The organism is Anabaena sp. FACHB-595, from assembly GCF_048568275.1.
GTDB lineage: Bacteria > Cyanobacteriota > Cyanobacteriia > Cyanobacteriales > Nostocaceae > Trichormus.
The window spans coordinates 4,641,360-4,654,676 of sequence record NZ_CP183473.1; the positions used below are offsets into that span (position 1 = coordinate 4,641,360).

Below are 13,317 nucleotides of genomic sequence, written 5' to 3' on the forward strand. Positions count from 1 at the left end.
AAGGTGGGAATCTAAATGTCAGGGACTACTGGAGAACGTCCGTTTTCCGATATCGTCACCAGTATTCGTTACTGGGTAATTCACAGCATCACCATTCCAGCATTATTTATTGCTGGTTGGTTATTCGTCAGCACCGGGCTGGCTTATGATGTGTTTGGCACTCCTCGTCCTGATGAGTATTACACACAAGCACGGCAAGAACTGCCAATTGTGAACAATCGTTTTGAAGCGAAAAAACAAGTTGAACAACTTATCCAAAAGTAGTTTGAAATCATGACTAGCGGGAACAACATCAATCAACCAGTTACCTATCCTATTTTTACGGTGAGATGGATCGCGGTTCACACACTAGCTGTGCCTACCGTATTCTTTTTGGGCGCGATCGCCTCAATGCAGTTTATTCAACGCTAGTTCGACACTAGGAGTAAATCATGGAAAGAACGCCCAATCCTAATAATCAACCGGTAGAACTCAACCGGACTTCACTTTACCTGGGACTATTACTAGTTTTTGTTCTAGGTATTCTATTCTCCAGTTACTTCTTTAACTAACTGGAACTCTTGTTGTGAATTTTCATTTATTCAACCTGTGTTGATTTGTTGTTAAGGGAGGAGAAAGCTGTGTCTGCTGGAAGTGGGAGAATTCCCCTGTGGGTCGTCGCTACGATCGCAGGTTTAGGTGTAATTACGGTTGTAGGTATCTTCTTCTATGGAGCCTACGCTGGAATCGGTTCTTCAATATAATTTAGTCTGGGTTTTCTAGCTCTTGTTTAGAAAACAGCATTAAAAAACCGCCTGTCTCCAAAAGATAGGCGGTATTTTGTTTTGTGAACTTAAAAACCAATTAGTTGAACATTTGATAACAGGCAATAGGTAAAATTTGGTAACAAGTAACTAAAAATAAATTATTGCTCACTACCCATTACCAGTTCTTAAATTGACTACTAACAACTTAAGTTAGTATCAAATTACGTATTACCCGTTACATCCGCTTCCATTAAGCAACATCTTCGCGCTCAATATATAGAAATAGAAACGAGAAGGTGGCAATTGGTACAACCCAACCAATTACGGGAACGAAGATAGAGGACAAGAAAGAAGCGTCAGCCAAGATAGAAGGCAAAAATGCAGTTGCCATAGTAAAGTTTCCTCTTAAATCACACTACAATTCAAGACGAGCTTACTGCAAATTCAGCCAGTTTTTTTAAATTCTCAAGATTTTTAACACACCCTCATTCAGATGGTATTCACATACCAAGTAAGTCATTTAGGCTAACATTAGGCAAATCAGGAGGAATTACAGTTTTTACTATTGTGACCTTGTGACTTTCCTGCTGGGTAGCTGTATTGAGAGCGATCGCCTCTATCCGAATCTCCATGCAGCCAAAGGGAATATTGAGTTGAGTCATCGCTTCCAGGTTACCTGAGGAGTTCTGTAACAACTCTTTTAGTAGGTGGGGCCCATCCAACAACCAGCGAGTTTGACAGTCTTCCACCCACAATTTGACTACAACTTGTGGGGATACTTGTGGCAATTCTACTCGTATCCTCACTAAAGTACCAGCAATCAGTTCCCCATCTGGTACATACAGTTGGGGAATCGGTAAGGGTTCCAGAATTTCCTGGGGAGCGTCAATTGTATTTGCGATCGCCTGCTGCTCGGTTTTTGGTAATTGATTATTGTTTGTCTCCAATTCCGGCTCATTGTCGCTGTCATCTACGACAAATTCTTGAGCTAACCAACTTGATGCTGTGTAAGTGGGTTCTGTCGAAGGTAATTCGAGTTGTAACACCGATGATTCTGGAGAGATGTCTTCTATCCCCACAGACATCTGTTTTTCTGTTTCCTCTGGAGTGATTAAATCTGTCTCCACTGCCTCTGCTTGCACATCTAAGAGAGATGACAAGCTATCGTCAAACTCTAGAGTTGCAGGACTCAGGGGAATGATAGCAGGTTCTTCTGGCGCGGGCTGCTCCTGTGGAAAATCACTTGTATTTGTGACAAATTCAGGTAAGGAGTATCCTTGACGCTCCATCCACTTGCGAATTAAAGGCGATGAATAGGGAAGTGATGGAGAAATTGATATTGCTGATACATTTTCATCAATTAACTCTGTTATAGGCTCTGCTGCTAATTCTGTTGCCGATGTGTTAGTTTCTAGAGTCTCAATGACTTCTGCCATTGGTTGAGACTCTAGCTCTGCCACAACTTCATCATGAACCTCTATATCACTCAGCACATCTTCTAAATTAGTTTCCGGCTCAGTAATTAAGTTATCAACCTGTGGCAATTCCTGTACAACGGATTCGATTAATTCGTCAGCAATTTGGCTTGTTTTCACTTCGCTACTACTAGGCTCGCTTGGTAAGCGCTTTAAGTAAGGTAAAGTACTGCCCAGAATCCGTGAGCGACGTGCTTTGATGAGCAACTGATCCAAGTTGATGGGAGCGGGAGCTTGGGGGACAGTTGTATCATTCTGTTCCAAGAGAGGAAGTTCTAAGGTCAGTTCTGTCACTAAATCAGCTGGAGCGATGCCATCAGTGGGATTATCGGGTAATTTTGGTAATTGTGGGAAACGGAAATCGGCTGATTTATTTAACGATTGTGAATCAATTTGCCCCGGTAAAGGCGTGTTTATAGATGGAATAGTTGGCTGTAATTTTCTTGGAGATGAGGTTTTAACTAGGTTAAACAGTTCCAAATCCAAACTTATAGGGGCTTCAGCCGTGGATATTCCTAAAATTGTGCCATTTTGCTCATCTACTGGGCTAGCCTTGACTGCATTTTTAACCGCCAGCAAATCAGCCACATCTGCCGTAATTGTGAAAGAGTGACTAGCCAGTAAGGTCACTGCTTCAGGATTAGCTTTAGCCTCTGCCACGGCGTAGCCCATCACCCCATATAATTTGATATCTGCCAAAATTAGCTTAGATTCACAGTCAGCAGGAATATCTATCACCGAACGGATAGTTATAGGTAATGATTTTTCTCCTAGAGATTGACGTAATTGAGTTAATATTCCTGAGCTTAGAGGCGATCGCAACTCAATGCGGAGTTCCAAAGCACGGAGGTTTTCTGTACTGACCGTCTTATCTGCCTGTTCTAGATTTTTTTGTAACTCTACATTCCCATGAATAGTTAACAAATGTCCCCATCGAGTAATGTATGTTTCTCGATCCAGCGTCAGCAATAGGGGTAGGGATGGTTCCGAGGTTGGCGAATCTTCAACTTTTGCGTCTTCTAATAAAAGTTCAGAAGTGGGTAATGCTAAGTCAATTAAATTTTGTAAAATTTGCTCTGCCGTTTCGCCTTTAACCCAAACTGGATTTACAGGCTCATCAATTACTGTACCTTCTTGGTCTAGGGAAAAACCGGGTACTGAGAAAGTAACTCTCATTAGTAATTGTTAGTTCTGTTCCAGAATTTGATGTCAAATTTCCATCAGATAGGGAGTCTGGCTGATGAAATGAATCGATTTCTAAGGTATTTTCTATCTCTAGTTCCTGTTCTACCTCATCTGCTGCCTGAGAATTTACTTGCAGATGAACACCATATTGCCAAGATTTACCAAGAATATCTGATATCAAGTCGCCAGAGCAGCGCAATTCCCAAATACCCGGTTTGAGGTATGTGAAAGGAATTACCGCCATTAAGCCTTCGGAATTGGTGCGGCGCAGTCGTTTTTGAATCCGCCGCTTTGGCGGCACTTCCTGGGGCGAGAAGTAAGTTACGCGCACTTCCACATCTTGATTGGGAAGGCTAGAACGAGCTAAAACTCTATACCGACCCTCTACGATTTCTGTGTTTGGCGATTCCAAGGCGTGCCAAGAGCGATCGCCTTGCTTCTGAATCAGAAATTGCCAGTGTTCCATTGTGAGTGATGCCCAGACTGAAGAGCAGCTGAGTAGTAGTTTGCGTTATTTTTCTTGCAAGTTTACCTCAGCAATCTGTAATTTCATGAATGTAATATAATGTTTCGATTCAAAAACTGTAAAGAACTCCGGCTAAATAATAATTTTATTTAAGAGTGTGATTCTTAAATATCAAGTTCTAAAGCTGATACTTACTTGACCTTGCTGCACCTTACCCAGTCGAGTGAGGCAGATGTCATCCGTGTCCGCGTCTTATCGTGTTGATAAGCACAGCTATTTCTGTACCTATTGCCCACAACCAAAACCGTTTTTCATCAAAATTAAAGCCCCCAACAGTTACTAGAAAAGAGAACTACCGGGGGAAACAGAATATGACAAATCTCTTCCACAAAGATCATCAAAGCCTTTTCATTACCAACGAAACTTTGATTAGACATCAAAGATGAAAAATCCAGTGTTGTAACTATGGCTCATAGAGCCAAGTCAAAAAACGCCATAACGATTTTTATAGTATGTCAAAATTTGCTGTACCCGTTGCCGACTCTCAGCATTAGTGTTTGCGTTCCAAGCAATACACAAGCCCTCAATTTGACTTTGATAATAATCAAACTGTTGGGATGATTGGGGAATTAAACTGACTTCTACCCCTTCGACTTGACGTAGATGAGCTGCTATCTCTCGATAGACAGCCAAGGGTAAACCCGCAAATTCGACTTTCTCTTTAGTCTCCATCTTTATGAGGCTCCAACAGCAGGAAGATTAGTAGTAGGTGTTACAACTGAAACCGGACTACCAGTAGGGCTTGTGCTTCCTGGTATAGTTCCAACAGGCGCTTCACCCACCATTCTGGCAACTTCAATACCATATTGTTCCAGAATAACAATCGGATTGGAACCTGCATTCATTTCAATTCGTTTCACCAACAGACCATTTGCTAGTCTTTGTCCTGCTTGCACATAACGACTAGCGATTTCGTTAGGTATTTTAATTATGGCTTGGGGTTCTCTACCCACTATCACTACACCAGTAACCACAACTGCTTTAGCTAAATCAGGTTGTGCCGGTGGTGGTAATACTGAAACTAAAGTCGGATTGGGTACGACTTGAGGTAAAACTTTAGGCAAAACCGGCATTAAACTGGGGCGTGATTTTGCTATCAGTGTTTTCTTGTTTGTAGTCGAATTTGCATTGTTTTTCACATTTACCCTTTTTGGCGTAGTACCAGGGGGTAGAGGTGGTAAAGAGGGGACTGTTTTAACAGGTGTATTTGCTGGCATTTCGGCAATTGGCTGTCCGATAATTTGAGCAAAGGGGTCAATCCGTCCTTTAGAAACTAAATTTGCCCGTTCAGTACCATTGGTCAATTGAATTAAATTAGGAGTCCCAGAGGCAACCTTTACAGACGCATTAGGAGACACCACCGGATTATTAAAGGATTCAGCCTTAACTGGCGCTTTCGCTACAGGCGCAGCAGTTGGGGGGGGACTAGGATTAGCAATTGGTGGTGTATCTTCCGAGGCACATCCGGCGATCGCCACGGTTACAATACTTGCAAGTAAAATTTTAGATTTTCTGCCCATTAGCCGTTCTCAAACGCTATAGGAAACTGTTATTGATAAAAGGCAAAAATGCCTGTTTGTATTTCAGGCATTGTTGTCGTTTCCTTTATAACCTAATTTTTTGGGATTTAAAGAGTTGTTTTTGGCACCAAGCATTCAGAATAAATGCTGATGACTTAATGGAACTTTAATCATCTGCCACACACATCAGATGCTTTAACAAGTCCAACCCTTTTTTTACTCTCCTGGAAACTGTGACGACGCTGATTCCTAAGTGTTCTGCCACCTGTTTCTGCGTTAAGTCTTGTAAAAACACACACTCTAAAACTTCACGAGTGCGTTGTTCTAACTGAAACAATGCTTGTTGTAAGCGAATTTGGTCTTCTTGTGCCAACTGAAAACTGCGGTAATGATGATCAGGAACCAATTCTCCCAGGCTAGTGGCTCCTTCTTCACCATCTTGCACGGGTACATCTAAACTCAAAGGAGCGCGGTTTACCCACGCTAATTTGATTTCCTGCCATTCATCTGGGGAAATTTCCAGTGCTGTTGCTAATTCTGAGTCAGTTGGTTGGCGGTTGTATTGTTCCCGCAAAGAACGCGAAACTCCGATTGCTCGCTGTTGTATCGCCAAGTAGCGACGAGGAATTCTTACTGTTACACCTTTATCGCGGAGGTAGTGTTGAATTTCGCCACGGATATAAGGTATGGCAAAGGAGCTAAAAGCATGGCCTTTGGCAATTTCAAATCTTTCAATCGCTCTGATTAAACCTAAACAACCAACTTGAACCAAATCATCATAGTTTTCCCGGCATTGATTCATCCAGTAGTGAGCTTCTTTCCTCACTAATCCAAGATTCAGTTTTACTAGTTGATTACGAACAGTTTCTGATCGAGATTGCTGATATTCTCGTAACAACTGCCAAATTTCATACTTCAATTCGTTGGTAGCTGTTGTAGGCATAGCACCGCATTTATTAAGTAAATAATTATTTGAGTAATCGCTTTTAAAGAATGCTGCGATTAAGCACTATCAACGCAAATGTCAAATTATTTGCTCTGTGAAAATTTTGATTGATTCACATTTGGTGTTATCAAAATGCCAAGAGTCCGAAAATCAAACAGAATTTAAACTAATAAGAATTGCATCGTGGTTTTATTTTTTTTTGTATTTTTTGGAGCTTTATCAGAGCTACATACAGACAAAATATAGAATTTTTAGGTAAAATTGAAACCGAAATTTTACCTAACTTTCTTAATAAGTATTAAGGCTGAATTTTTAATATATTTTGAGTAACACAAAGACCAAAACCTCCAGTATATTTACGGCTATTTTCTTGGAGCTTTATGTAAACTTTAGGATAAGTAATTAAGGAATTGTAAATTGAGCTATTTAATAAAGATTTTGGTAAAAAAATTGGGTGTAATCAGTGCAACACTTAAAAAAGTAATTAATACTGAAATAAAATTAAGAAAGTTTATTATTTTTTATAAAAAACTCATTGCAGACAACCTGGGTACGTAAGTCCTAATAACATTAGACCTCTTGCATGAATCTGATAGCTTCTCAGGCTGGAAGTCTGGCTGGATCTCAGCGATGTTGACCAACCCAATAAAAAAAGGGCTAGAAGCCCCTTTCTGTGATTTTTTTTGAGAGTATTAACAGCTTTTTACCACTGATTGAACTGCATTTTTCCCAACTCCCTGTCCTCACGGGATTTTATCAACCCGAAAATTGCGTTAGTTAAGCGAGTAGTCAAACCATGCACCTCAGGAAAATTAGGGGGTATGGGTTAACGTTCAATCAGAAATTTGATAATAGGCAAAGAATGGTTCCAGTGCCAGACAGCTTTGGCAATCAAGAAAATTTAGGCACGTTTGGGTTTATTCAACACGAGCGTAAAATATACCCCGAATCTTCACTTCCTTGGGTTCATCAGCGCCTAAATCAGTATCTGAAGGCTGTTCGCTCTCAAAAGTACCAGCAATTTCACCACTAGAGCTATCAACTTTAGCTATTTGTAGAGAAATTTTGCCGTTGAGAATTTCCGCACGCTTAACGTTAGTACGAGTAAGGTCTTCATCATCGGCTTGGGCTGGAAGAGCAACGGCATTATCATAGCCACTAACAACACCCCGACCTTTAGGATCTAAGAATGCAGCACCACGATAGGAAGGTACTTTGAATGTACCTTCAAAGTCTGTGGAAGTATTCAGACTGCTTAAGCCAGGTTGTGTTTGTGCAACTAAATTTTTAATGGTGAACAGGAAGGGTACTCGCTCACCACCAGGTAATTGCACAGTAATGGCTTGGAAGTCAAGACCATCTTTTTCCACAAAGGTCAAGCTGCTATCATCGTTGAACTTAAGATCACCCGATACCTGATCAATGGTGGAAGTGTATCTAGTTAACAATTTTCCAGCCACAAATTCTGCTGTTTGGCGTTTATTAGCAGGTTCTTCTTTGACGAAGAAATTGGTTGGTTCCAAGCAAAGTTCTTTGAGGACATAGGACTTACTGGAATCCAAGGGAATGGAGCCACGGCTGGTTTCTGTCAGTTGGGGACATTTGTTAGCCAGGCCAGTGCCTCGAATTTGTTCGTAAGTCAGTATATCTCTAGTACTAGAAGCTGGAGCGTCACTACAAGCAGTGAGTAGCCCCAAGCACACAGCCAAGAATGCAACAATTAAAGCGCGATACCTCATGATCAACCTCAATGTCAAAAATCGATATATAAAGGGTTTGGGCATAGTGATAAGTACATTTTGCGGCAAATTGGCATCACTACTTACCTCAAATAACGCGAAAGTTGGATTTGGCTTCGCGCTGTGCCAATACCTGTGGTGTTGGCAGGGTTGCCCAAGTCGTTCTGTATTATGTATGTGTTACCACTAAATACAGCCGCTTGCTTTATTAGGGAAATCAGCCAGATCATACGATTTTTTTTAACTCAAAATCAAAGCACTTCTGGTCTTGAGTAACTAGTGTTGATCCCATAAGGCTTCCTATGAGTCTGTGTGAATCGTCACTGCGCCACTTTAGTATTAAAGGTATTGAGATTAAGGAAGGTGTGTCCCCCCTGGGGATAAGGTATTGACAAAAGATTCTACGAATATGTGTGTAAATTTGTCTTAAGGGATGAAAGACGACTATATTCGGTAAATTTGGGTAGACTTAATTTAAACAGAGAGGGTTGCATGAGCAACAACAGCATTACGGAATCAAGTCAATTTTCAGATAAGTTACAAAATATTACGGATGTAGTCCAAGATGCGGCTAAAAGTTGCCAAGGAAATACTACGGCTCTTCTAAAATTGTTGCGCCAGTTAGAGCAGTTACACAGAGAGATTCGTGATGGAACATTCCAAGAAAGTTTACCTAATAATCGCCAGCATCTCTACGCTATGTTGAAAGACATTGAATCTGAGGGGGGTTGGCCTTATATTGAACGTATGAGATTACAAGCTTTTTTAAGCAACTTACTAGAAATAGAAACGGAAGAAAGCAAGCAACAGGTAAGTAGTGATGAATTGTTAAGTGACGATCGCTCTTGGAGCTGATACCGCAAGGTGGAATTTAGATACCCTACAGCTAATGCAAGTGCTATAAAATTCAAAATCACTACAAACTAAGTGTTTCGTCGATTTTGGCATGGATAGTTAATTTAATTACAGATTAGTTCTTAGATACGATCGCTGACATCATCACAAAGCAAGCGATCGCGCTCATCTACAATTGTTGTTGCGCTTCCGATAATTATTGACCCAGCCACAACCACGATTCAGTAGGTCATCAAGATGTAAGTTCCATAAAATAATTGTGTTGTCATCGCTAGCTGAAGCTAACGTCTGTCCATCAGGGCTAAAACTGACGCTCAACACAGGAGCTTCGTGTCCGTTGAGGGTTTTAATTAATTTGCCCTCACGGCTCCACAATTTGACTGTACTATCCCAATTAGCAGCAGCAAGTATTTCACCATTAGGACTAAAATTCACAGCATTAACGCTGTCGCTCAAGCCTTTTAACAAGGTTTGCAACAAAGTCCCATCTCGTCGCCATAAACTGACTGTGTTGTCCCAACCAGCAGAAGCCAATAATTTTTCAGTCGGGCTAAAACTAACACCTAATACCCACAATACAAGTAATTCTTTATTAAGTGCTATTGCTGAATTTTGTTTGAATTAACTACAAATGCTGTGACTTTTTTTCATGGCTACTTACAGAAAAATAGTAAAGATAGAATGGTCACGACAAGAGTATGTTGTTGTTTTTGATAACTTTTTTTCTGGCAAGATATATGGAACTTATGCCATGATTCTGATGTGCTTGCTGTAAAGTGTTACTAGCTCGTTAATTCCAGCAGTGCTGCTGAAATTAACCAACAGACACAAGCCTAGTGAAGGAATTTAACCTGGAGCCAAAAAAGAGGTATTGATGCCTGGTATAGCGTCGGTTAGCCAAAAGGAATTAGCTCAACGTCGTAAAAAATTACGTCGGCAGCGTCAGATGAAAATTATTCAGGCTATTTGGCAAACGATAGCCATTAGCGGTCTGGCAGGTGGGTTGCTTTGGGTCGCACTCCAACCTATATGGGTGCTGAAAACTCCTGAGCAAGTATTGATGAAATCTGACAATCAATTACTGTCGCAAGAAGCGATAAAGTCTTTGCTAGTTTTATCTTATCCTCAATCTTTATGGCGAATTCAACCTGCGGCGATCGCTGACTCTTTGAAGAAACAACCAACCATTGCCCAAGCAACTGTCAATCGTCGTCTTTTTCCACCAGGTTTAATTATCGAAATCGAAGAAAGAATACCTGTCGCAGTGGCTCAAAGGAGGAGAGAACAATCTAATAGTACTAGTAACAAACAAACACACACAGGTTTAATCGATGCCAATGGAGTTTGGATTCCTCTGGAAAAATATACACTAGTAAATCCTCAGTTCAAACTCCCTACACTTAAGGTAATTGGATTACCAGAACAATATGCTCCCTACTGGAGTAAACTATATCCCTATATCAGCCAAAGTTCCATAAAAATTACGGAAATTGATTACCAAGACCCAAATAACTTAATTTTGAAAACTGAATTAGGAACAGTTTATCTTGGTGCTACAAGCGCCCAATTAGCTGACCAGATTAATTTACTAGCACAATTACGCCACATCAATACAAAACTAAATCCTTCGGAGATAGACTATATTGATTTAAAAAATCCTGAATCGCCTTTAGTACATATGATCCAAAATAAAGAGACAATTAAAAATCAAACGCCATAATCATGTGTCAAAAATTCCTTATATATTAATGAATTTTATTTTATAAAACAATATTATTGTTTACTCTACGCTTTACATAGAAATTGTGAAAAGCTCTTTTCCAGACGCTTAGAACTTAGGGACAAAAATGATTTCTGGATACTTGCGCTCACCGTGTAGTACGTTTCCAGTGGCAATTGTTCAGTCTGTAGCAGATATTCAAACTGATTGACTTTACGACTGAACAGCTTGATAGGCTTAGATAGTATTGCTATTAAGTTTCAGTTTGGTCACAAAAAGTAACAAATTAATTAATCAGTCAGATTTTTATTCCTTTGTTATCTTTAAATTTTCGCATCAATAAATAACACAGATAGGAGTTGACTTTGATTTCTGTTGGCGCAGTGTGGCATAGCTATAGGTACTTGTGTATCTAGGGGATGGTCACTCCTTCACCAACAAAATTTAAATGGGATGCCTTATGGAAGTCTAATTGTATGGTTAGAGTTGTAATTATCCCCAATTTTGAAACCTATCAACTATATTATTAAGGCAGTGAAGACTTGCCATAACCTATATTTCTCGCATGAAGTAATCTGCTGAGAACTATGAGTTGTGTAATATATTGTATTTTTATTAAGTGTAGGTTTAATTGCATAGAGTTAGCCGTTAGAACTAATTATCCCAGAATAGATACCTCAAATTCTCAGTAGCAGAAATTAAATAGATAACAAAATATACAAAATGCCTTCAGTATTTAAAACTTCTTCTCAGAAGACAAACACAGTTAGTAACCAGATGAATAACTCATCAAAATCATCAACAGAAGTATTAGCTGTGTCTCCTGCATCCCAAAGGTATACTATGCAAAAATTGCCATGTAGAGACAATATTAATAAGTTGTGGAAGTTATACAGATCAATTTTAAGTAAATGTATGTATACTTCTCTAGAATTAGCTGTGCATTCACCTATGGTGAGCCAAACACTATCTCCTGGGTATGCTCATCCAACATCTAAGGTAAGGCGAAGCCCAGTCCAAATGTTGGTGTTTGGTCTCATAGCAGACTTTCACACTTACAATCTTGTTAAGGTTGGCAGTAGTGATAACAATCAAGAAGAGTGCCAAAATTTTTAGTGCTGTCAAACTTAATAGTTGACTCCTAGATGTGTAACACCTAAAAAAGTCGTTTATCTACCTTCCCGAATCCAATGACACTTGATAATAACCAAGAGCTTACCTATAGAAATTCCCAATCGTTGGGACAGCCAGGTTTCTCACTGGCAGTTAACTCAAGCAACCCTTTCAATCACTCTGGGCTGAATTTTGGACAAAATAACGACAGTAAGAAGATTTCTGTGGAAAATAACCGTATTGGCGAGATTGTTCCTGGGCGCGTTGCCAATATCAAAGTAATTGGTGTTGGCGGTGGTGGTGGTAATGCTGTTAACCGCATGATTGAATCTGATGTCTCTGGTGTAGAGTTTTGGTCAATTAATACTGATGCTCAAGCTTTGACCTTGGCAGGCGCTCCTAGTCGTTTACAAATCGGGCAGAAACTCACGAGGGGTTTAGGTGCAGGTGGTAATCCTGCAATTGGTCAAAAAGCAGCTGAAGAATCACGCGATGAAATTGCTACAGCCTTAGAAGGTGCTGATTTAGTATTTATCACTGCTGGGATGGGAGGTGGTACTGGTACTGGTGCTGCACCAATTGTTGCGGAAGTGGCAAAGGAAATGGGCGCTCTTACTGTTGGAGTGGTAACACGTCCTTTTGTTTTTGAAGGTCGTCGCCGGACTAGTCAGGCAGAACAAGGAATTGAAGGGCTAAAAAGTAGAGTTGATACTTTAATTATTATTCCTAACAATAAATTATTGGAAGTGATTCCAGAACAAACACCAGTCCAAGAAGCGTTTCGTTATGCAGATGACGTACTACGTCAAGGGGTACAAGGCATTTCCGACATCATTACTATTCCTGGTTTGGTAAATGTAGACTTTGCTGACGTGCGGGCTGTCATGGCCGATGCGGGATCAGCATTGATGGGTATTGGTGTGAGTTCAGGAAAATCTAGAGCCAGAGAAGCTGCGATCGCCGCTATATCTTCACCACTGCTAGAATGTTCTATCGAAGGTGCTAGAGGTGTTGTTTTTAACATCACTGGTGGTAGTGACCTCACTCTACATGAAGTAAATGCTGCCGCCGAAACGATTTATGAAGTAGTTGATCCCAACGCCAACATTATTTTTGGTGCCGTGATTGATGATAGGTTGCAAGGAGAGGTGCGAATTACCGTCATTGCTACTGGATTTACTGGGGAAATACAAGCTGCTCCCCAACAAAACGCTGCTAATGCAAGAGTTGTATCTGCTCCCCCAAAACGGACACCCACACAAACACCACTAACTAATTCTCCTGCACCTACTCCTGAACCAAAAGAGAAATCTGGATTGGATATCCCTGATTTTCTTCAGAGACGGCGACCACCCAAAAATTAAGCGGTTTTAGATTTGAGATTATTTAAAATTTGTAGTCTCTAGTCAGGCTAAATGCTGTATAAAAACTGCTAATTTTCAAGTTCAGAGGTATGTTTTTTACCTCAGGTAAATCTTGTTGCTGTTAGAAA

13 protein-coding genes and 2 pseudogenes are annotated in these 13,317 nt (G+C 40.3%); 8 read left to right on the forward strand and 7 right to left on the reverse strand.

Annotated elements, in window-relative coordinates:
• The first annotated feature begins 15 nt into the window (after positions 1 to 15).
• The 4 genes from psbE (at position 16) to ACN222_RS19250 (ending at position 743) form a co-directional block, all read left to right on the forward strand.
• Positions 16 to 264: a cytochrome b559 subunit alpha gene (gene psbE / locus ACN222_RS19235; protein ID WP_010997986.1), complete on the forward strand. Its 249-nt coding sequence runs from the start codon at positions 16 to 18 to the stop codon at positions 262 to 264.
• Positions 265 to 273: 9 nt separating this feature from the next.
• Positions 274 to 411 (forward strand): cytochrome b559 subunit beta, encoded by a 138-nt coding sequence (psbF, locus tag ACN222_RS19240; RefSeq protein WP_010997987.1) that lies wholly within the window; start codon positions 274 to 276, stop codon positions 409 to 411.
• A 20-nt stretch (positions 412 to 431) separates the two neighbouring features.
• Positions 432 to 551 (forward strand): photosystem II reaction center protein L, encoded by a 120-nt coding sequence (locus ACN222_RS19245; RefSeq protein WP_010997988.1) that lies wholly within the window; start codon positions 432 to 434, stop codon positions 549 to 551.
• Positions 552 to 620: 69 nt separating this feature from the next.
• A complete protein-coding gene (locus tag ACN222_RS19250) occupies positions 621 to 743 on the forward strand; it encodes a photosystem II reaction center protein J (protein ID WP_010997989.1) in 123 nt (40 codons plus the stop codon).
• Between the two features lie 253 nt (positions 744 to 996).
• On the opposite strand, the gene ACN222_RS19255 is transcribed toward ACN222_RS19250, so the two are convergent.
• The 6 genes and pseudogenes from ACN222_RS19255 to ACN222_RS19280 all read right to left on the reverse strand — a co-directional run bounded on the left by ACN222_RS19255 (position 997) and on the right by ACN222_RS19280 (position 8,137).
• The gene (locus ACN222_RS19255; RefSeq protein ID WP_010997990.1) at positions 997 to 1,137 is read right to left on the reverse strand and encodes a photosystem I reaction center subunit VIII; all 141 of its coding nucleotides are present in this window, start codon (positions 1,135 to 1,137) and stop codon (positions 997 to 999) included.
• Positions 1,138 to 1,246: 109 nt separating this feature from the next.
• A pseudogene (locus ACN222_RS19260) lies at positions 1,247 to 3,872 on the reverse strand (hypothetical protein).
• A 483-nt stretch (positions 3,873 to 4,355) separates the two neighbouring features.
• Positions 4,356 to 4,604 carry a hypothetical protein gene (locus tag ACN222_RS19265; RefSeq protein WP_010997992.1) on the reverse strand — a complete coding sequence of 83 codons (249 nt, stop codon included), beginning with the start codon at positions 4,602 to 4,604 and terminating at the stop codon, positions 4,356 to 4,358.
• Positions 4,605 to 4,606: 2 nt separating this feature from the next.
• Positions 4,607 to 5,452 (reverse strand): hypothetical protein, encoded by an 846-nt coding sequence (locus ACN222_RS19270; protein WP_010997993.1) that lies wholly within the window; start codon positions 5,450 to 5,452, stop codon positions 4,607 to 4,609.
• A gap of 166 nt (positions 5,453 to 5,618) precedes the next feature.
• Positions 5,619 to 6,395, reverse strand: coding sequence for an RNA polymerase sigma factor SigF (locus ACN222_RS19275; protein WP_010997994.1), 777 nt, complete (start codon positions 6,393 to 6,395; stop codon positions 5,619 to 5,621).
• A gap of 920 nt (positions 6,396 to 7,315) precedes the next feature.
• Complete coding sequence (locus ACN222_RS19280) at positions 7,316 to 8,137, reverse strand: photosystem II manganese-stabilizing polypeptide (protein ID WP_010997995.1); 822 nt, start codon at positions 8,135 to 8,137, stop codon at positions 7,316 to 7,318.
• Between the two features lie 492 nt (positions 8,138 to 8,629).
• Between ACN222_RS19280 and ACN222_RS19285 the strand changes: the two genes are divergently transcribed.
• Positions 8,630 to 8,992, forward strand: a complete 363-nt coding sequence (locus ACN222_RS19285) for a hypothetical protein (RefSeq protein WP_044521955.1) — start codon at positions 8,630 to 8,632, stop codon at positions 8,990 to 8,992.
• Positions 8,993 to 9,114: 122 nt separating this feature from the next.
• On the opposite strand, the pseudogene ACN222_RS19290 reads toward ACN222_RS19285, so the two are convergent.
• Positions 9,115 to 9,565, reverse strand: a pseudogene (locus ACN222_RS19290) (WD40 repeat domain-containing protein); the annotation flags it as partial.
• Between the two features lie 301 nt (positions 9,566 to 9,866).
• Between ACN222_RS19290 and ACN222_RS19295 the strand changes: the two are divergent.
• The 3 genes from ACN222_RS19295 (at position 9,867) to ftsZ (ending at position 13,189) form a co-directional block, all read left to right on the forward strand.
• On the forward strand, positions 9,867 to 10,712 hold the full coding sequence (locus tag ACN222_RS19295; protein WP_010997998.1) for a cell division protein FtsQ/DivIB: 846 nt from the start codon (positions 9,867 to 9,869) through the stop codon (positions 10,710 to 10,712).
• A 915-nt stretch (positions 10,713 to 11,627) separates the two neighbouring features.
• Entirely contained in the window at positions 11,628 to 11,828 is a 201-nt protein-coding gene (locus ACN222_RS19300; protein ID WP_126987216.1) for a hypothetical protein, read from the forward strand.
• A 74-nt stretch (positions 11,829 to 11,902) separates the two neighbouring features.
• Positions 11,903 to 13,189 (forward strand): cell division protein FtsZ, encoded by a 1,287-nt coding sequence (gene ftsZ / locus ACN222_RS19305; protein ID WP_010997999.1) that lies wholly within the window; start codon positions 11,903 to 11,905, stop codon positions 13,187 to 13,189.
• Positions 13,190 to 13,317: the final 128 nt, after the last annotated feature.

Coding starts and splice junctions, on each gene's coding strand:
- ACN222_RS19275 (WP_010997994.1), bottom strand. CDS start 6,395: ATGCCTACAACAGCTACCAACGAATTGAAGTATGAAATTTGGCAGTTG.
- ACN222_RS19245 (WP_010997988.1), top strand. CDS start 432: ATGGAAAGAACGCCCAATCCTAATAATCAACCGGTAGAACTCAACCGG.
- ACN222_RS19285 (WP_044521955.1), top strand. CDS start 8,630: ATGAGCAACAACAGCATTACGGAATCAAGTCAATTTTCAGATAAGTTA.
- ACN222_RS19265 (WP_010997992.1), bottom strand. CDS start 4,604: ATGGAGACTAAAGAGAAAGTCGAATTTGCGGGTTTACCCTTGGCTGTC.
- ACN222_RS19280 (WP_010997995.1), bottom strand. CDS start 8,137: ATGAGGTATCGCGCTTTAATTGTTGCATTCTTGGCTGTGTGCTTGGGG.
- psbE (WP_010997986.1), top strand. CDS start 16: ATGTCAGGGACTACTGGAGAACGTCCGTTTTCCGATATCGTCACCAGT.
- ACN222_RS19295 (WP_010997998.1), top strand. CDS start 9,867: ATGCCTGGTATAGCGTCGGTTAGCCAAAAGGAATTAGCTCAACGTCGT.
- ACN222_RS19255 (WP_010997990.1), bottom strand. CDS start 1,137: ATGGCAACTGCATTTTTGCCTTCTATCTTGGCTGACGCTTCTTTCTTG.
- ACN222_RS19270 (WP_010997993.1), bottom strand. CDS start 5,452: ATGGGCAGAAAATCTAAAATTTTACTTGCAAGTATTGTAACCGTGGCG.
- psbF (WP_010997987.1), top strand. CDS start 274: ATGACTAGCGGGAACAACATCAATCAACCAGTTACCTATCCTATTTTT.
- ACN222_RS19300 (WP_126987216.1), top strand. CDS start 11,628: ATGTATACTTCTCTAGAATTAGCTGTGCATTCACCTATGGTGAGCCAA.
- ftsZ (WP_010997999.1), top strand. CDS start 11,903: ATGACACTTGATAATAACCAAGAGCTTACCTATAGAAATTCCCAATCG.